General features: G+C 57.0%; 16 protein-coding genes and 1 pseudogene. 12 read left to right on the top strand and 5 right to left on the bottom strand.

Annotated elements, in window-relative coordinates; genetic code table 11:
• The 6 genes and pseudogenes from P792_RS25875 to P792_RS25850 all read left to right on the top strand — a co-directional run.
• Positions 1 to 1650, top strand: a pseudogene (locus tag P792_RS25875) (phage tail protein); the annotation flags it as partial.
• Positions 1647 to 3254 (top strand): hypothetical protein, encoded by a 1608-nt coding sequence (locus P792_RS25870; RefSeq protein WP_023978227.1) that lies wholly within the window; start codon positions 1647 to 1649, stop codon positions 3252 to 3254. The pseudogene P792_RS25875 and the gene P792_RS25870, both read left to right, overlap by 4 nt.
• A 799-nt stretch (positions 3255 to 4053) precedes the next feature.
• On the top strand, positions 4054 to 4824 hold the full coding sequence (locus tag P792_RS25865; protein ID WP_023978226.1) for a hypothetical protein: 771 nt from the start codon (positions 4054 to 4056) through the stop codon (positions 4822 to 4824).
• On the top strand, positions 4824 to 5546 hold the full coding sequence (locus P792_RS35925) for a hypothetical protein (RefSeq protein ID WP_023978225.1): 723 nt from the start codon (positions 4824 to 4826) through the stop codon (positions 5544 to 5546). The genes P792_RS25865 and P792_RS35925 overlap by 1 nt, the downstream gene beginning before the upstream one ends.
• Positions 5531 to 5932, top strand: a complete 402-nt coding sequence (locus P792_RS25855) for a hypothetical protein (protein WP_152530168.1) — start codon at positions 5531 to 5533, stop codon at positions 5930 to 5932. Before P792_RS35925 ends, P792_RS25855 begins: the two co-directional genes overlap by 16 nt.
• A complete protein-coding gene (locus P792_RS25850) occupies positions 5925 to 6191 on the top strand; it encodes a hypothetical protein (protein WP_023978223.1) in 267 nt (88 codons plus the stop codon). Before P792_RS25855 ends, P792_RS25850 begins: the two co-directional genes overlap by 8 nt.
• A 199-nt stretch (positions 6192 to 6390) precedes the next feature.
• Here P792_RS25850 and P792_RS25845 read toward each other — a convergent pair whose 3' ends face one another.
• Both P792_RS25845 and P792_RS0118445 read right to left on the bottom strand, forming a co-directional pair.
• Positions 6391 to 7170, bottom strand: a complete 780-nt coding sequence (locus P792_RS25845) for a hypothetical protein (RefSeq protein WP_023978222.1) — start codon at positions 7168 to 7170, stop codon at positions 6391 to 6393.
• Positions 7171 to 7496: 326 nt separating this feature from the next.
• On the bottom strand, positions 7497 to 8108 hold the full coding sequence (locus P792_RS0118445; RefSeq protein WP_023978221.1) for a TetR/AcrR family transcriptional regulator: 612 nt from the start codon (positions 8106 to 8108) through the stop codon (positions 7497 to 7499).
• On the opposite strand from P792_RS0118445, the gene P792_RS25840 reads away from it, so the two are divergent.
• The 5 genes from P792_RS25840 to P792_RS25820 all read left to right on the top strand — a co-directional run bounded on the left by P792_RS25840 (position 8107) and on the right by P792_RS25820 (position 12542).
• Positions 8107 to 8604, top strand: coding sequence for a phenylacetaldoxime dehydratase family protein (locus P792_RS25840; RefSeq protein ID WP_023978220.1), 498 nt, complete (start codon positions 8107 to 8109; stop codon positions 8602 to 8604). The two genes, P792_RS0118445 and P792_RS25840, sit on opposite strands and share 2 nt — an antisense overlap.
• A 120-nt stretch (positions 8605 to 8724) precedes the next feature.
• Positions 8725 to 9051: a lysozyme gene (locus P792_RS25835; RefSeq protein ID WP_023978219.1), complete on the top strand. Its 327-nt coding sequence runs from the start codon at positions 8725 to 8727 to the stop codon at positions 9049 to 9051.
• A 745-nt stretch (positions 9052 to 9796) separates the two neighbouring features.
• Entirely contained in the window at positions 9797 to 10225 is a 429-nt protein-coding gene (locus P792_RS25830) for a hypothetical protein (RefSeq protein ID WP_152530167.1), read from the top strand.
• Complete coding sequence (locus tag P792_RS25825; RefSeq protein WP_023978217.1) at positions 10222 to 10968, top strand: phage antirepressor KilAC domain-containing protein; 747 nt, start codon at positions 10222 to 10224, stop codon at positions 10966 to 10968. Before P792_RS25830 ends, P792_RS25825 begins: the two co-directional genes overlap by 4 nt.
• 236 nt (positions 10969 to 11204) lie before the next feature.
• The gene (locus P792_RS25820) at positions 11205 to 12542 is read left to right on the top strand and encodes an SH3 domain-containing protein (protein WP_023978216.1); all 1338 of its coding nucleotides are present in this window, start codon (positions 11205 to 11207) and stop codon (positions 12540 to 12542) included.
• Positions 12543 to 13190: 648 nt separating this feature from the next.
• On the opposite strand, the gene P792_RS25815 is transcribed toward P792_RS25820, so the two are convergent.
• Positions 13191 to 13955 carry an EAL domain-containing protein gene (locus P792_RS25815; RefSeq protein ID WP_023978215.1) on the bottom strand — a complete coding sequence of 255 codons (765 nt, stop codon included), beginning with the start codon at positions 13953 to 13955 and terminating at the stop codon, positions 13191 to 13193.
• A 301-nt stretch (positions 13956 to 14256) separates the two neighbouring features.
• Here P792_RS25815 and P792_RS25810 point away from each other — a divergent pair, with 301 nt between their 5' ends.
• Positions 14257 to 15519: a DUF563 domain-containing protein gene (locus tag P792_RS25810; protein WP_235075424.1), complete on the top strand. Its 1263-nt coding sequence runs from the start codon at positions 14257 to 14259 to the stop codon at positions 15517 to 15519.
• A 137-nt stretch (positions 15520 to 15656) separates the two neighbouring features.
• Here P792_RS25810 and P792_RS25805 read toward each other — a convergent pair whose 3' ends face one another.
• Positions 15657 to 17006, bottom strand: coding sequence for an inorganic phosphate transporter (locus tag P792_RS25805; protein WP_023978213.1), 1350 nt, complete (start codon positions 17004 to 17006; stop codon positions 15657 to 15659).
• Positions 17007 to 17335: 329 nt separating this feature from the next.
• Positions 17336 to 18454, bottom strand: a complete 1119-nt coding sequence (locus P792_RS25800; protein WP_023978212.1) for a zinc-binding alcohol dehydrogenase family protein — start codon at positions 18452 to 18454, stop codon at positions 17336 to 17338.
• Positions 18455 to 18510 lie beyond the last annotated feature (56 nt).

Genomic DNA, 18510 nt, shown 5'->3' with positions numbered 1-18510 from the left:
GGCGGGACGTATGGCATGATCGGTTCAGGCGTGGGCGCGGCTTTGGGTGCAGGCCTTGGGTCGATCATCCCCGGCGTGGGTACGCTGATCGGCGGCATTGCCGGCGGCGGCCTCGGCGGCCTCTTGGGCGGCCTGTTTGGGCACAAGAAAAACCCCTACACGATCGACCAGGTGGTGATGGAAGGCGACCAGCTGAGCATGGGGCAAAGCTGGAACCAGAAGCAGACCGACACCATCACGGCGCAACTCAAAGCCGATATGGCCAGCGTCAACGCCACCATGAAAAGCCTCGGGCTGAAGGCTGAAAATCTCTATCTCGGCACGGTACGCGATGACCCGAACAACAAGGATCCGTCGCAACGTTCTGTCAGCCTGACCGATTTGCTGGGCAAGCTGCAGCTGCGCAGCGATGACAGCGCCACATTCAGCCAGGCGCTGTCGCAGGGGATGCCCGCGAGTTTCGACAGCGTGGCCTCATTCCAAAGCGCGGTAACACAGCTCAAAAGCATGGCCGACACGGTGGATGCGCTGGGTGTGGCGGTGTCGAAATTCAACAGTGACGGCACCGTGACCGTCTCGGGCTTTACCGAGGCCACGGGCGATCTGCGCACGGCGCTGGATACCATGCTCAACGGCAAGACACTCGCGACAAGCGATCTGCAATCGCAGGTTGCGACCATCACCGAGTTTGTGTCCAACACCATGCCCAATCTCATGAAAGCGACGGTGAACGGGCAGCAAAGCTGGGTCGAGCAGATGGAGGCGCTCAAGAAAACCTATGAGGCTGCCGCAACGCAGGCGAGCAGCTACGGGCTGGACGGCAACGCGCTCAATGACAAATTCGGCACGCTCTACGAGCAGGGCTATGCGAAGAACATGCAAAGCCTGGCCGAAAGCGCCCAAGCCTTCCGGGTGCGGTATCTCACCGCGACCGGCGATGACCAGGGCGCGGCGCTCATGAGTTTCGATCTGTCTGCCACCCAACAGAAACGCCAGCTTGCCGATAGCTGGCGCGATTTCCTGGGGGATGCCTACAGTTCGAACCAGACCTACCTGCAACAGGCATCGGATCTGGAAAAGACGCTGGGGGCCGAGCGTCTGGCCATTCAGAAGGAGTATGCAGACAAGGCAGCGGAGGTGGCGAAACAGGCTGCAGATGCCGCCAGGAAGGAAGCGGAGCGGGCGGCTGAACAGGCCAAGCAGCAACGCGACCAGGCGGAAGGCTCGGCGGCCTCGGTCATCAGCAACCTGCTCGACTTTGCCAAGGGGCTGAACCTCTCGGGCTATTCACCGCTCTCGGCGGAAGCGCAATATCGTGCGGCGAATGACAACTTCACCAGTATCGCCGCGCAAGCCCAGCGTGGCGACTATGAGGCCCTGCAATCGCTGCGCAGCGCGTCCGAGACCTTTCTGGCGCAAAGCCAGAGCTATAATGGGTCAGGGCGTGATTTCGTCTCGGACTATACCCGCGTGCAGCAGCTGCTGCAGTCGATCGGGACCATCAGACCGAACACGATCACTGAATCGGCGCTCAAGGCCATGCTGGCGAGCAACAATCAGACCCTGGCGGAATTGCTGCAGCGTCTGCTTGATACGGCAAACAAGCAGCTGGCCGAGCAGCGCCACCAGGCACAAGGCAAGGCAGCATGAGCGGCGTTCTGTTCCATCTTGTCGAAATCGACATGGAGCGCGTGGTGGATGTCACCTTCGTCCGTGGTCTGGGTACAGCGGCGGCAGGCACGATCACGCAGCTGCCGTTCCGTATCAGCATCATCGACACCCTGCGCCTGTCAGATGCAGGATATGTTGATGAGGCAAGTCGGCCCTATCCGCCTTTGCTGACCGATGCCTTCGCGATCGATCGCAGGCTCGATCTGTCGCCAGCCTCACCCTCGGTGCGCGAAAGCTGGGGGGCGATTACCATCGCCAATCCAGACGGACGTTTCGACGCGCTGATTCGCGAGCGCGTGATCGACCGGATGCCGGTGCGTATCCAGACCGGTTTCAAATCGCGGGATTCGGTGCGTCAGATCGATCTCGACCCGGTGAGCGCAGCTCTCATGCCCATCTTCACGGGCCTGGGCAGTTCGTGGCAACCCGACCGGCTGAACGTGCAGATTCCGCTGCGTGAGGTCTCCGGCTGGCTTGATGAGGTTATCATGCCGGTTGGCTCCTATGCCGGTTCGGGGCGCTTTGGCGGGGATGCCAACGTTAAGGGCCGTTCGATGCCTCGCCTGCGTGGTACCGCGCTCAATCTGACCCCGGTGCTGATCGATGCCGTCAATCTTGTTTACCAGATCAGCGACGGGCCGGGTGTGGTCACGGCCCTTTATGAGGGCGGGTTTGCCGGGGGCATCGCTTATGCCGGGGCCGTAGGCGATCTCTACGGGGCCGCACCAGTGCCGGGCACCTGGCAGATGCAAAGCAGTTCGGGCGGGTTGTTCATCCGTCTCGGCACGAAGCCCGTCTATGCGATCACGGTGGATGCCACAGGCGATTTTCCTTCGGGGGCAGCGCCGCGCACCGTGTTGCCGCTCCTGCGCCAGATGCTGATCGAGGATCTGACCATGCCCGCGCAATGGCTTGCCGGATCATGGGACGATTCACGTCAGGCGGGGTGGTATTGGGACGGGAGCCAGGCAGTCACGGGGCGTCAGATCGTCAATACCTGGCTTTCGGGGCTCGGCATCCGTCTGGTCCCCAGCCACGAGGGTACGCTCACGCCCTTGCGCCTGCAAATATCCGGCGGCACGCCCACACGGGTGCTGACGGCAGACCAGGTCACGGCTCTGTCGGGGCTTGCGCTCGATAGCGGCCTGGCACCACCTCCCTATCGGTGGCGGATCGGCTACGCACACAACCAGACTGTGCAGCAGGGTGGCAACGCGCTGCATCCGCGCATCACGGCCGGGCGGCAGAGTTATGTGCTGCAGGAAGACCGGGTAGCGACTTGGTACCTGCCTAGCATCAAGCTGCGCTATCGCCAGCCTGGCGATCTGCCGGTGATCCCGACCGTACTTCTCGACGAGGACGATGCCCAGAACGCGGCCAATAGCCATGGCGATCTCTGGGGGACGGAGCGCCATCTTTGGGCCGTAACGCTGCCGCGCTCCGTCGCGAGGGGCATCGATCTCGGTCAGGCGCTGCGGCTCGATCTGCCAGCGCCGGGTTTGCGAGGGGGCGTGACCGGGCTCGTGATTGGCGAGCAGATCCGCTCTGCCGAGGCAAGCATAACCCTGACCGTATTGGTCTGATATCTTTTTCGGGGAGGGTGATATTCGGTTATTCGAATCGTTATTTTGCCGTTACATATGCGCGGGGTTTAGGTTAGGGTGTGCATGGCGTGATGCATGAACGCTAATTGAGCATCTGACTGACCAACCCTGAGGTTAGTCAGATGCTTCCCAAGCTTCGATGGTGTGACCGGGAAAGCAGCGTTTTCTTTCTGGTGGTTCGGGTGAGAGCGTCTCCTCCCTCCCCGTTGCATTGTCGCAGGCAAGGTGGCCCACCGTTTTTAACGAGATGGCAGCGGCTGGGCCACCTTTTGCCTTACGCCGCATTGATGAGCGGGCACGATAGTTCGGGTCTTCGAGAGCGTTCCCATAAACCCGCATATGCTAGGCCAGGTCGAAAGAAGCGAACCTTCCGGCGGTGTAGCGGCATATATCAGATATCATGATCAGTAATCGGGATTAATCTGAACATAATATATACAAATATGACGAATTGATTTTATTATGAATATATAATATATATCTTCATTAGAAATACATGGAAAATATCTTACACATTACATTAACATAGGCTGGAAATGCATATTTTATATCGTCGATGAGGTTTTCTATTTTACTGCGCATGGATATCCTCCCAGGAGAGATGCGTTCTTTCGTTCGACTAGAAAGATGTATTGTTCCAAAAGAATGGACCGAAAAGACGAGTCCTGCATAACGCGTTTGATCGAAAATATACATATATACTTATGTATATATCGGCTGATTATGCGCTGAATTATCCACAAATAACTCTACTCTTTGAATACAGGGAGATACGGCCATGGCCGAGGCCTGGACCTGCGCGTTCGGCGCAGAGAACGCGCTCATGGAGGCGCGGCTGGAGGGCAATGCCCAGGTGGCGGAGCTGCCCCTGAGCAATCTGCAAAACGATCAGGGGGCACCTTCGACCGCCTGGCGCGTGCCGGGAAAGGAAGCCTATCTCATCGCGCATCTGCCCCGGCCCATCCTGTGCCGGGGCTTTTCGTTTCACCGCACCAATCTCACGGCGGGGGCGCGATACTCCCTTGTCGCCCGTAATGGGGCGGGTGTCGTTTACGCCTCGGGCGGCCAGCAGACGCAAACCGTCTCGGGCCAGTTCCTCGTCGTGTTTCCGAACGACCAGACAATCACGCAGCTCGATATATCAATCAGCGATCAGGGCAACCCTGACGGCTTCCTGTCTTTCCCGCTCGCCTATCTCGGGCCGCTCTGGCAGCCCGAGCGCAATATGAGCTGGCAGGGCAATGAGAGCCAGCAGGCCACAATCGACGAAGCCACCAGCCTCTCGGGGGTGGAATATCCGACCCTGCGCTATCGCCAACGCGCAATCGCGATCGATCACCAGTCTCTGGGCATCGCCGAGCTGACGATGATCCGCAGCATCGAAAGCACGGCAGCGACCGGGCGAAACATCCTGTTTGTGCCCGATCTCTCTGCCGCCGATCGCAACAGCGCGATGATCTTCGGGCGCCTCACACCGGGCGACATCACCTGCCCGGCAGGCGCTGCCGATCGGCTGGCAACATCGATGACCATCAAGGAGCGTCTCTGATGCCGAAATTCGCCCCGTTCGTGCTCGAGCGGTCCAACAACCCCGGCACAGGCCCCTTTGCCCTGAGCGGAGCGCCCCCCGGTCGACGCGGCTGGAGCGGCGTATTTGAGGATGGCGAGGTTTACTACTTCGCCGATGACGGCACGAAGGCCGAATGGGGCATTGGCCGACTGACGCACGGCCAGCCTGCCACGATCTCGCGCGATCAGGTGCTGGGCAACACGTTCGACCGTCAGGATCGGCTCAACTTCACTGGGCTGGTCTATGTCTATTCCGACATTCCCGTTGAAGCCATAACCCCGCCTGCCACGCAGGGGCGCGTATCGATCCCCGGTGCCGAACTGGACGATCAGCGCCGGGATTTTTTCAGCCAGGATATCCGGGTCAGCGGCATCACGATGAAAGCGGAGTTTGCGGGCATAATCCAGCTCAAGGACTGGGGCGGCGTTACGACGACCGACTGGGGGTTCCTGCAGATCGTCTGCAGCCTGTACCGTCTGAGGTCGGATGGATCGGCCGCGCCTTACACGGCGGAGCAAAGGCGCCTGCGCGTCGACCGCAATGGACCTGTGCCCATTATCGTCAACGCTATGGCCGTTAATCTCAATCAGGGTGAAACGGTCCGGGCGGTGATCACGATCGTGACGCTGAACAAGAGTCGTCAGGATTTCACTTTCACGCCGGCCCTGTCCGATGCCGCCCTCACATGGCTTTCGGTCTGAACGAACAGGAGGATAACACCATGCGGATGCAGGAGTTCTGCCTGGGTGCGGCACTTGCCCTTTGGGCCTGTCTGCTTCTGGCGCTACCGCGGACGGATGTGACATGGCCTGGCATAGGGCAGCTTCTCGCCATCCTGCCCCGCGCCGATCATCCAACGCTTGTCTATGCCCTGCTCGCCTGGCTGACGGGCGGTGCGCAGATCGTGGGGGCGGTGTGCAATCATCCCGCCCTGCGTCGCGCCTCGGCGATTGCGGCTTTCACGGCCTGGGCATTCATCGCTTTCGGACTGATCGCCCCGAGCGCGCTTGTGCCTGCGATCGCAGCCTATGGCGCACTTGCCCTGCTCAATATCCGGGCTGCGCTGGGGAGAATGGGCAATGCCTGAGAACCTTACCCCGCAGCCCTGGTGGGTCGCGGTAATCGGCGGGCTGCTTTTCACCATCCGCTGGCTGATCGGCTTCGGCGCGTCGAGTTCGAAGGCCACGATTGCGTCGCAGCAGGAGGAGATCGACCGGCTGAATGCCCGCGTGGATAATCTTGAGGCAAGGGAGAAGGTCAATCTCGAGCTGATCGAGGAATTGCGAGAGCAGAATGGACTGCTGCGAGAGGCCCTTCGTCGAGTTGATTCGGTGGTGGTCCGTTAGGCCGAAATGGGGTGGGGGGAACGGAAGGTCCGGATTCAAGCGGAAGATAGGGGGAAACGGACATTTGTTTGCTTGGACAGTTTTGCTGATTATCTACAGCGGTATGCGCAAAAGACCGAGGCCAGCATGGCGAAAACTGCTAAACGGTGATGAGCCTGCCCCGGGCATAGGTGACGCAGATGGCTTTTCCTATTTGTGACTACTCAAGCCTGTCCAAAAAATCTCTCTTTCCCAGCCAAACAGAAATCCAGAATATTGGAGATAACATATGATTTGCTATGTAGAAAATTACCACCCCGCGCAGCAATAATATATTTCTCTTAATATTATTCATTTTCTTTGCATTCTCGTGATATATTTCATAATTTGTTACGAATTTATGCTTAATATATAATTTTATGTTGCGTTTACATTCTTCGATGGCGCGATGGTTCCACCATTTCTCCCATTTTTTTACCCACTTATCATTCAATATATCTATACTAGACGGATGATGGGTTGGGCCTTTTACATTTTTTGCAACTGATTCTTCTTTATATTTGGCCTCCGAGATTATTACTGTGATGCTATCAATCCTTTGGGTGCAGTATGCGTCTTCGTGAATATCAATCCACATCAAAGGAATGTTCGGAAGAGAGAAATAATATATAGAGTCATCCATATTTTTTATTTCAATATGCTCTTGAAACTTTATATGTCCTGATTTGGATTCTATTAAAATGGAAAAATAATCTGCAGAGAAAAACTTGTTTTTCCGGAAAATGATTTTGTTGAATGGCAAAGGATCTTGGCAGAAAATTTCATTTTCTACCCTGAAGTCATACTCAATCATTTCATTTATATTTTTCCAATATTTTCCCATTATCCTCCAGTCATTATATCTATCTTGAGACCATAAAAATGTTTTGAGGAAGAGCTTTTTTTGAAGCCTATTCCATATTGGACCAAATATCGCACTAATACCTGGGATATGAATCATGTGCTTTCCTTTTTATCCAAGACCAATGTTAAAATTTATGACCAAAAAACATAGTGATATGCTAACGTATGGTAGTTGATTGAGAAAATACTTGTTCGAAATATTGTTCTGAGTGTTATCTGTATCCGATTATTTGCTGTGGGTTGAAGCTCTGATTTAAGATATTCGATGGAGGGCGAACATTAACAGACGAGCGACAGAGTCAAAGCGATAATCCGCCCACGCATCATCCTTTTAACCTGCGTCCGCTTCCGGGTCACAGACTTGATGCTTCGTTCGTCGCAAATGAGGCGGGAGCGGTCGGTCGTTACGCTTCCCGTTCCTCCTCACTCAGTAGCGCCATCTCTATGCAGGCCTCTGATCACCAGCATAATGGCCGCACGTTCGCAGGATGATCCAGCATCTGATAATCCTCCATCGAGAGCCAGTGTGGCGAGGCCGTGAACAGCGGCCCAGCACGCGAGTGTCGCGGCCTCCAGGTTATCAGGTGCGACTTGCTGGACCCGCCGGACCATGACGCCATATGCATTGTCTTCAACAGGTGGTGGCCCGCCATCATGTCCGGCAAACATCAGGCGAAAAAGCTTAGGCTGATTCCGGGCAAAAGCGACATAGGCCTCGCCCTGTGCAAGCAGGGCCCTTTGGGCATCCGGCTGCTGGTCTGCGGACAGCAATACTTCGCGAAGCATCTCGAAACCATGCACGGCTACAGCGGCCAGAAGAGCCTCTTTGTCTCGAAAATGTCGGTAGGGCGCCATGGCTGACACACCTGCTTCGCGAGCAACGGCGCGTAGCCCCACCGCTTCTCCTCGCTCGAGAGACGCCAAAGCTGCGGCGACAAGGCGTGTCCGCAGATCGCTGGAAACGGAATCATTCATGTTTACAATGTACACCAAATTCAATACGCTTACATTGTAAACTCCATGGAGCTGCATCATGCAAGCCGCAATCAACCGCCAATCCGTCGACCTTTCTGCGTATCCCGATCTCGTGATGATCATGCTCGGTTTTCGGATGCGGAGCTGGCGCAGCCTGCTTGCCATGCGACGGATCGGGCAGGGGTTGGCGCAAATCGCTCGTGATCGCCCAGATGGCCTGCTTGCTGACGAGGGCCTGAGGTTCAGTTTGACGCATATCGGCTTTCGTCAATACTGGCGCGATATGGATGCGCTCGAGCGTTTTACGCGCAGCGAACCGCATGCCGACTGGTGGCGCCGTATACGAGAGATGACGGTGGGTGCGGGTTTTTGGCATGAAACCTATCACGCCCGTGGCGGTATCGAGGCCGTATACGTCGGGATGGATCAACCTGTTGGCTTGCAGCATTTCGCCCCTGAGAGAAGCCCAACGGGGCCTTTCGCGTCGGCTCGGTCGAGAATTCAAGGGGGCGCTGCAAACGCACCAGCGCAGCACGCGCCTGAACCAGTGCAATGAATGCGCTCTGGTATCCCTGATATCGACCTGAATATGTTCGGCTGACCGCAACAGCCGACGATGATCTTGACCCAAGCCGCCCCAACCCGGGCGGCTTTTTTCGTTCTGGAGACATGATCGATGATCGCTTCATTGGAAATCGCTCTGGCGCTTCTGCGTCGGGAGGATATCGAGGGGCTGCGTCTTGCGCCCTATCTCTGCCCGGCCGGGTATTGGACCATCGGGATTGGCAATCGCTTCCTCGGTGATGGCTCACCCGTCACGGCTGTCACGAAACCCGTTACAGAAACCGAGGCGCTCGATCTTGCAGGCAAAACGCTGGCCGGGCTGCGCCAGACACTGCTCGAAGTGGTGCATGTTTCGCTGGCTCCGTGGCAGGAGGGGGCTCTCCTGTCGTGGCAGTTCAATGTGGGCAGTGCCGCCATGCGTAGCTCTACGCTTGTCTAGCTTCTGAACAGGGGGCTCTACGCGGCGGCGGGACAACAGCTTTTACGCTGGGACAAAGCCACGGTGAATGGCTGCCTTATCGTGCTGCCTGGCCTTCAGCGCCGCCGCCGTATCGAGCTTTCTGTTTATCAGGGCCGCCCTGCTGCGGGTGTGCCGGTTACGGTCTGACTGACCGTCTCTCTTTTTTCCTACAATCGAATATGAGGACACACTGCCATGACATTGGACTGGCAAAGCCTTTACGCGTCCATTCTTCCATTCATTCCAGCCGAGATCTCGGCCGATATGACAATGGTTGGGACGTTTCTCGTCTCACTTTGCGCGGTAATCGCTCGATTCTGGCCACGCCCTGCTACAGGATCGAGATGGTTGATTGTCTATCGTCTGGTGAACTGCATCGGGATGAACGGGAGACACGCCGCGAATGCAGATGACAGCCGAAGAGGTTCTTAGGCTTCGTTCTGTTCAGATCTCAATCCGAGGATAATCAGCCTTCGGGCCGCCTCTGCTCTATTCGGCAAATCCGGCTGAGCACGCCGCCAATGATCGATCTCATCCCCAAGATCAGCGGGGAGACGGAGTTCAAATCGTGTCGGCTTTCGTTCCATAGTTCTTGAGATACGATAGCTACGGTTCGTACGTCAATTACGTTGACGCGTGGTTATATGATACGGTAGATACGTATCAGCCGGACGAAAAGGTGGTGCTTTTCGTCCGGCCTAACCTCCAGCAGGGATCACACCCCATGCCACAGGCTGATGCCTCCTCTAGCACGTCTCGACGTGCTGTTCTCTCTCAACTTGCTGTTGTGCCACTTGTCGGCTCAATCGCCGCCTTCATACCGGCCGCGCAGGCACTAGGCGATGCCGATGCCACGCTACGGGGGCATATAGCTCGAGCTATCGAAACGCATCGGGTCATGAATGACCGAACGCACAAGTCTTCCGATGAGGAATACCTCGCTCTCATGGACGAGTTCGACAGTCAGCTGGATAATCTGGCCGAGATTCGGGCCGTCACGCCTGCGGGGCTCGGGGCCAAAGCATGCCTCATACAGCTGTATCTCCCCTCCTACTTCCATGCGTTCGAGGTGGACGAGCGCAGCCCGGAAATCCGTCTCCTCCTCAGTTTCATCCAAGACGCCACCTTCTTCGCACAAAGGAATGCCGTATGAATGAGATGCTTATCCCCCTCAGCTTCGAGGGCAGGGAAATCCGCGTGGTGACGATCGGCGGCGAGCCGTTCTTTGTCGGCAGGGATGTGGCCGAGCGGCTGGGCTATGCCGATCCAACCAACGCGATGAAGCAACATTGCCGTGGGGTGGCGAAACACCACCCCATCGTCGACGCACTCGGACGGACACAGGATGTCCGCGTTCTGTCAGAGCCGGATGTGCTGCGGCTGATCGTGCGCAGCAAGCGCCCCGAGGCCGAACGCTTCGAGCGCTGGGTGTTCGAGGAAGTCCTACCCGCCATACGCAAGACCGGCGGCTACATGACGGCTGCCCCGGAGGAAACGCCCGAGGCCCTCGCCGCCCGCGCTCTGGTCGTGTTGCAGGCCACGGTGGCTCGGCAGAAAGCCGCGCTGGCGGAAACATTGCCCAAAGCGGAGGTGTACGATCGGCTGGTGAATGCCGAGGGCAGTCTGTGCATCACCGCTGCCGCCAAGAACCTGCATATGCGCCCCAAGGCCCTGTTCGACTGGCTGGCGCATAATGGCTGGATCTACCGCCGCCCCGGCGCCGATCACTGGCTGGGCTATCAGGCCCACACGTCTAACGGCGATCTGGACCACAAGATCACCACCGTTACCCGTCCCGACGGCTCGGAAAAGGTGACAGAGCAGGTGCGTATTACTGCCAAGGGCCTTGCCAGACTGGAAAAGCTGATGCCTGAGCGGCTGCATAGCGTGGCGTGAGAGTGTGCCGTAGATGTGCACGTATTAAAGGAATGGGCGGTATCAATGATAAAAATATCGTGAGTTACATTTTTTAATTTTCATATATAGTCAAACTATATTCTTCATGAATAAAAGGAAACGCCGTGAGAAATAGAGTTTCAACCCATATATTACGTTCGTCTTTCCTTATTATACCTCTCGTCCTCGCTGCCTGTCAGAGCGGGCCGGATCGTTCACCCCAGGACACGGCGAGGTTGAGCCCAGACTATATCGACCCAACCAAATCCGTTTTCCCTCTTACAAACTACTCGCAGTCGGTCGATCAATGGATCCTGGCCGGCGCAGACCCGACTGCGACCATTATCGACGCAGCAACCCAGCAGCGTTATTTCGCGGCGCTGAAATCACAATATTTCGGTATGGGTGATGACGGTCATTCCCCTTGGAATCCTGTCTTTGTGGGCAAGCTGCTCGCAGCCGGCGTGGAGAGCACGCGCGACTGGGGCATTAATGCTTATCTGGGTGCGGCGCGTCAGTCCTGGGGGCAGAATTTCAGAACTCACGATGACGCGTGGAAAAATGCGGTGCGCGATAACGCCGCGGTAGACATCGATAACGGCTATCACGCTGCCAATCGCGGTATCGCTCTGCGGGAAACCCTCGTGCGGGTGCTCCCTACTGATGATCCCGCCTATAACGACCCGCGCAAGGCAGGCGAGGGCTATCCGTTCGATAATCTTCAGATGTCGTCTGTGCGGCCTGGCACACCTGTCTACACACTGACCGTCAGTCGCGATCATCGCTGGAGATATGTTGTCTCGCCGGATGTCACAGGCTGGGTGCATTATGAGGATATCGCTCAGGCACGTGAGCCGTTCGTGAATAGCTGGGTCAAAATGGCGTCAGAGCATCTCGGTGCAGCGACCCGCCAGCCCGTTTCGATCTTTGACGATAACGTTTTTCATTTCACGGTCCGCATCGGTACGATTCTGCCGTTCAGGAGTGCCAAATCTGGCGTGACCGAGGTGGCTATCCCAGTGAGCGATGCCACGGGACATGCGCAGATCGCCTGGTACGCAGACCAGGATCAAGCCTTCGCGCCAATGCCGCTAGCGATGAATCGCACCAATCTCGCAATGCTGGTGCGCTCGCTCGTCAACCGTCCCTATGGTTGGGGCAATTATAACTTCTACAACGACTGCTCGGCGGAGCTGCGTAGCCTGCTCATACCCTTTGGCATCCTCATGCCGCGCAACTCGCTGGCACAGATCCAGGCGACAAGCCGCACCGTCGATCTGGGCAAGGCTGATGTCGAAACGCGGCTCGATTATCTCGTTAAAAACGGCAAGCCGTTCACCACGCTCATTCACATTCCGGGCCACATCATGATGTATATCGGGAATACGACCGTGAACGGTCAAACTGTGCCGATGACGTATCAGGATGTTTGGGGCTTGCGTCCTAAAGACGCTGACGGCCGTAGTATCATCGGTGGCTCGGTATTCTTTCCGCTCATGAAGTCCTACCCGGAAAACAGCAACCTGCAGTCGCTTGCCGGCAAGGCGAAATTTGAGGTCGGCTTTATCGAGTAGCCATGGCGATGCGAAAGATCCTCGATCTGGGGGTCTTTCGCCATCTTGGTATATGGGCCGGTTATAGAACCGTGGCACCTACCCGGATAGAAAGCCGGATAAGTCATCGCAAGTCTCAGGTGTTATCGTAATTATATCAATGACTTGTTGGAAAAACGAACAGGTTTTGTAAACCGAAGGTCGGGGGTTCAAATCCCTCACCCGGCACCATGATACTGCGGAAAAATAAACGCCGGGTGAGACGCATCTCATTGGCGGCTGGGATGGGCAATTTCCCGCTGTTTCCGGGCCAGTTGCAGACAATGGCCCACCATCCTCCGTCTGAAGCGTAAAACGTCCATACCCGCATCAATGCCCATAGCTGACGATGATCAGCGCTGGATAAGTTTTGGTGATCAACGGCCCCGTTCTTCGGGTCGCATTGTGTGGGCATAGAAAAAAGGGCTTTCTGGCGGAAGACTGATAACGATTTTCGGATCACGCAGATAGTGATCCAGGCCCACCTTATCCTACTCAAGTGCGGGGGCGCGCTGCCGGTGCCGATTGCAAGGCTATGGCAGGTCGGCAGTCAGAATGAAGAAAAACAGAAACGCCCTATGTGAGTAGGGCAACACGGATGACATCTCACAGGATGCACCTCGCGCCTTTTCAGTGCAGCATCGGCAACTCAGCCAGGGCCGGTTTGGCGTAGATATAGCCTTGTTGAAGCGAAATACCGAGATCCGACAGGACTTTGGCTTCCTCAGGGGTTTCGACACCCTCGCAGATTGGCGTGACGTTGAGCCCTTCCAGCATGGCGATGGTATGGCGCATCATGACCTGCTTGACCGGGGTGGTATCGATGGAACGTGACAGGCCCATATCGAGCTTCACGTAGTCCGGCTGGAAGCGCGAAAGCAGGCTCAATCCGGCATAGCCAGCACCAAAATCGTCAATGGCTGTCTTGAAGCCCATGCGATCATAGGTCTGGAGAATGTGCAGAAGATGCTCTGTATCCAGCGTTTCGTTCTCGCAGAACTCGAACAGGATGCGATCGGTTGGAAAACTGACGCGCTCCGCCGCTTCAAGCGTCGCGCCGATACAGGTCGTCGGATCATAGACAGCATTGGGCAGGAAGTTGATGGAGAGGAGCGCACCCTGCTCAACCAGTCCGAGTTCTGAAGCGAGAGTGATGGCCGTCACCCGGCATGTCTGGTCGAAGGCATAGCGGTTTTCAGGCGTGACGCGTGAGAGGATTTCCTGCGCACTGGCGCCATTCTTTCCACGAACCAATGCCTCATAAGCGAAGATCTGCCGTGTTGAGAGATCGACGATTGGCTGGAAAGCCATGGTGATAGGGACATCAAAGCCCGTGCCGTCGCTGCAGCCAACGCATGCCTTGCGTTTTCCACCACCCCAGAATGATGCCATCATCGCGCTACCCTCCCGCATCGACTTCGCGCCATCCCGAACGCAAGTGATGCTCACAAGTTGGTGAATCTGAATCAGGGAGAGCGATTATTTTTGTTACAGCAGACGAGAGGGGGATGGGCTCGTCATTGCAGCTGATAGGCCAGGCAACGTGTGATCACGGTGAAAAATATAAGATGGATAATTCCTTTGCTTGGATTGTATAAGATCAAGTTTTTTCAATAAACGTCCTTGATGATAGAATTCTTATAAATATAGTTTTCGTATGTACGAAAATGCAGTTTGTATGGATGCGGGATTGAAGGTGTTCGACCGGGATCCTCCGGTCGAAACCCGCTTTGACGCCCTTTATATCCCCCGTATCCCGGGGCATTACGATGCCGAATTCGGACTTTATGATCCCTACGGACGTTTGATCCAGACCGCTGGTCCGCGCCGTGGCTGGCCCAATGCCAGTTTGGGGCAAAGTCAGAGCTGCTGTGTCAGCCCCTCATCGGCCTTCCCCACCGCACCCGACCTGCTCTATTTTTATGGCGGCAATATCACCAATCATTTTGGTCATTTCCTCACTGAAACCCTGCCGCGTTACTGGGTTGGGCGGCAGAGCTACCAAGGGTTGAGGATCTTGGTCCATGCCGAAAGATCTCTTGATGAGCTCTTTTCTTTTACGTGGATAAGGGAGCTTTTCGACCTCCTCGGTTTGTGCCGCGATGATTTTGTCGTGTTCGACCGGCCCACGCGCCTGACTGCGGTCATCGTTGCCGGTTCGGCTTTTGAAGAAAATCATTTTGCCCATCATGCGCTGGCGCGGTTCTGCAATGACCTTGGGGAACGCTATGGCAAGAAGATGACGGACTCGGCTCCGCTCTACCTCACACGCTTGGGGTTCCAGAGCCAGATGCGTATCATCCTGGGCGAAGATGAGGTTGCGACCCGGCTTCACCATGCAGGCTTTATGGTGATCTCACCGGAGGCCTTGTCGATCAGGCAGCAGATCGGGCTGTTCTCATCCCATCGTCCGACAGCAGGATTTGTCGGGTCGGCTTTTCACAACAGCATTTTCTGCGCTCGACCCATCGGAGTTGCCCTGTGCTGCGATGGGCTGGTGTCTTCCAACTACGTGCTCATGGACAAGGTCAATCGTGCCAGGATGGCCTATGCCCAGACCCCCGGTATCAGGACGGAAAAATTCGTCATTGGAGAGCCTGCAATCTACCGCCTCACCGATCCCCCAAGGGTCGCGCGCCATTTCTGCGATCTGGTGCAGCAAGGTGCATGGGCTCAGATAAAAGATGAGGATCCCCCGATCAGGGTTGACCGCATGCCTGATCGCGTCTTGCGTACGGCTCATGACACCTGCCTTCAGATTGACCGGCAGACAGGGTTGCTGCGGCATGGATCCGGCGGCGGAGCGCGTATCGAGAAGGTGCTCGTCAGTCTGGACGATCACGGCTGGGCAGCCCTGACGACGTCGACGGGGATTGTCTGTCAGTGGAACAGAACACGCAGCAGGGTGCGGTTGTCTTCTTTCGCTACCAGCGCATTGCACATGACAGGGTCGCCCTGAAAAATCATGCCACCGGGCGCTTCCTGTGCGCCTTGCCCGATGGGCGTGTCTGCTGCGATCGTCTTGTGCCAGACGGATGGGAGCAATTCACGCTGTTTGTGCCCTGATCCCATTCGGGCCGGTACCTGGTCACGCAGTCAGTTCAAAAGGTAAAAGGCGCAGGCCGAAACCGTGATTGTGACGGGCAGGGTCAGCAGCCATGCCAGGGCGATTTTCGCGAGCATACGCATATTGATGCCCGATCCGGCGGCAACCATCGTACCTGCTACACCTGACGTGATGATATGCGTGGTTGAAACCGGCAATCCGGTATAGCCCGCTGAGGCAATGAGGCCAGCGCCGACAAGTTCCGAGGCAGCCCCCTGTGCGGGGGTCAGATGCTGCTTGCCTATGCCCTCTCCCAGCGTCTTGACGATGCGGCGGTACCCCACCATCGTGCCGACACCAAGACACAGGGCGCTGAGCACACGGACCCAGTAGGGTGCATATTCGACAGTCGGGCGAAGCGCCTTGGCAAGCCGGGTGCTCGTCTGTTTCTCCTGCGACGAGGAGGCCGGATTGGCACTCACATCCCGCAGTCCCGAGAGAATTTCATAGACGTCGCCGCGGATCTGGGCCGGTGTTGCGGGTGTGGTAACCATCTTCAGGCGGTCGATGGAGGCCAGTGCGTCCGGCTTGAAGCTGTAGCGGTCATATTGGGCGATCAGGGGCCTTGCCTCCTGCGCCATCTGGGCCAGAGCCGCGCGATCGGTCGGGTGATCCGGGTTCATGGCGTAACTGGCGGGCATCAGGCCGATGATTGTCAGCATGATAAGCCCGATGCTCTTTTGTCCATCGTTGCTGCCATGCGAGAAGCTGACGGAAGTGCAGGTCAGGATCAGCAGTGCCCGGACAATCGGGTTTGGGCTCTCATCGGGTTTTGGGGGAGTGAAAAGGGCTGGCATCCGCACAGCGAAGCGAATGAGCAGATAGAGCAGTCCGGCCAGAAAGAAACCAAGCAGAGGCGAGATGGCAAGCGCACGCAGGACCTTCCAGATCTGCCCCCAATCCACGCTATGACCCAGATCACGCGCATGCAGAAATGAATCCCCGATGGCGATGCCGATCAGCGCCCCGATCGTGCAATGCGAGGATGAGTTTGGAATCCCGAACCACCAGGTGCAGAGATTCCAGGCCAGTGCCGTGCCGAAAAGCGCCACCAGCATCGGCACCGCCGGGTTACCATTGGGGGGTGTCAGCACATCGGGCGGGAGCAGTTCGACCAGCGCATACGCCACGGCAATGCCGCCCAGCAGCACACCCAGCAGGTTCATGAGCCCCGACCAGATAACAGCCACACGGGGCTTGAGCGAGTTGGTGTAGATCACCGTTGCAACCGCGTTGGCCGTATCATGAAAGCCATTGGCAAATTCGAAGATACAGACAAGCAGGAAGCAGATCGCGAGCATGATCAGCGATCCCGTGGAGGAAGGAGCAAAGTGAAGCATCGATCAGGAAGCCTTTGCAGCAGGATGCTTCCAATCTCTGTCAGCGTTGACGTTTGTGAAAGACTTTGACGCAGGGTTTCTCTGAAACTTCATGATTGCAGGGAAGAGGGACGCGATCTCGGCAGAGTTCCAGCCTGTCCTCCACCAGGCAGCGCAGCCGCAGAGGATCTCCTGCCTCCGCCTGCGCCCATTCCGGGTCATGTCTCTCCGGCCAGCGAGGGGGTGGTATTATGAGAAGGTTTCTCTCGTCCTGTTGGCCGTATGGACCTGGTTTGCGGCTTTCAGGAGAGTAAAACCGTCTTTCGGTCGAGCGATATCCGGGCGCTTTCTCACAAGGTCACCACGAGCTTGCGCGCAGAGACACCACGGCGCTGTTGTTCCATGGCTTCTGGAACGTGGCCAAGACCATGCCCGACAACATGGGCGGGCGGCATGGCTTTATAAGCATCCTGTGCGAGCGCTTTGGGCAGGTAAGTCTCGTAAATCATCGGCCCGACGTCGTTGTGGATCAGAGAGCCGGCCCAGATCATCCTGGTGGCAGCCCCAAGGCGGTAGGATCGTAGCGTCAGGGCAAGATTGCCCATGATCATTCTGGCGACGGAAGGCACCAGTTTGCGCCACCGTCCCTTTCCGGCGGGAACACTGTCGAACGATGTAGGCGGTGTGGCCTGAGCCACGAAGCGGCGACCTGTGCTCTGGGCAAGGATATCCATACAGGCCTTGGCCGATCCCTTGCCGATTGCGATGGCACCAACCATCTTTCGCCCACGCAACGCCCCGATAATCGCGCGTTTGACGTCAGGGCTGTTATAATCGAACGCCTCGCTTGCACCGAGCGACCGGACATAGCCGAAATTATGAGGGCTGCATGTGGTGATGACCTCATAACCCGATGCACGGGCAAGCTGTATGGCGTTGCTGCCGACGCTGGTTGAACCACCCCAGACGAGTAGGGTCTCTCCGGTCGGGACCGGGTTGATCTGCGGTGCAGCGAGGCCAAGGAAGTCCTTCTGGTACATGCCACATGCTGCTGTGGACAGCCCCAGAGGAAGGACGGCCGCCTGTTCATAGGAGAGGTGCGCCGGTATGGGCGCGGTCATATGCGCGAGCAGCAGGACCTTTTCCTGAAAAGCCCCTTCGGCAGCCCGGTTGCGGCTTTTCTCAAGACCTGCGGCCTGCCCGACTACGCGATCCCCCTGGGCGAAGCGCGTCACGCCTGCGCCAATAGCGAGAACCTCGCCAGCCACATCGGTACCCGGCACAGCGGGGTAGGTCAGATAGGACGTTATCAGGTCGCCCATTGTCTGGATGTAGCGATCGAACGGATTGACCGCGACCGCATGGGCGCGAATGACGATCTCGCCCGGGCCCGGCGCAACAGCGGGCGCAGGACCCACAATCAGCCCACGACGACTGGCGGGCAGCCACAGGGCAGCATGTTCAACCATGAGGTGCGTCCTTTCTGATAGCGCTGACCATGATCTAGGCGTAATCGATATGGACC

Origin of the sequence: Asaia sp. SF2.1 (assembly GCF_000505765.1) — a bacterium.
In the GTDB taxonomy this organism is placed as follows: Bacteria; Pseudomonadota; Alphaproteobacteria; order Acetobacterales; family Acetobacteraceae; genus Asaia; species Asaia bogorensis.
The sequence above is the reverse complement of the archived record's forward strand: the minus strand, read 5'-3'. Positions and strand labels throughout refer to the sequence as shown.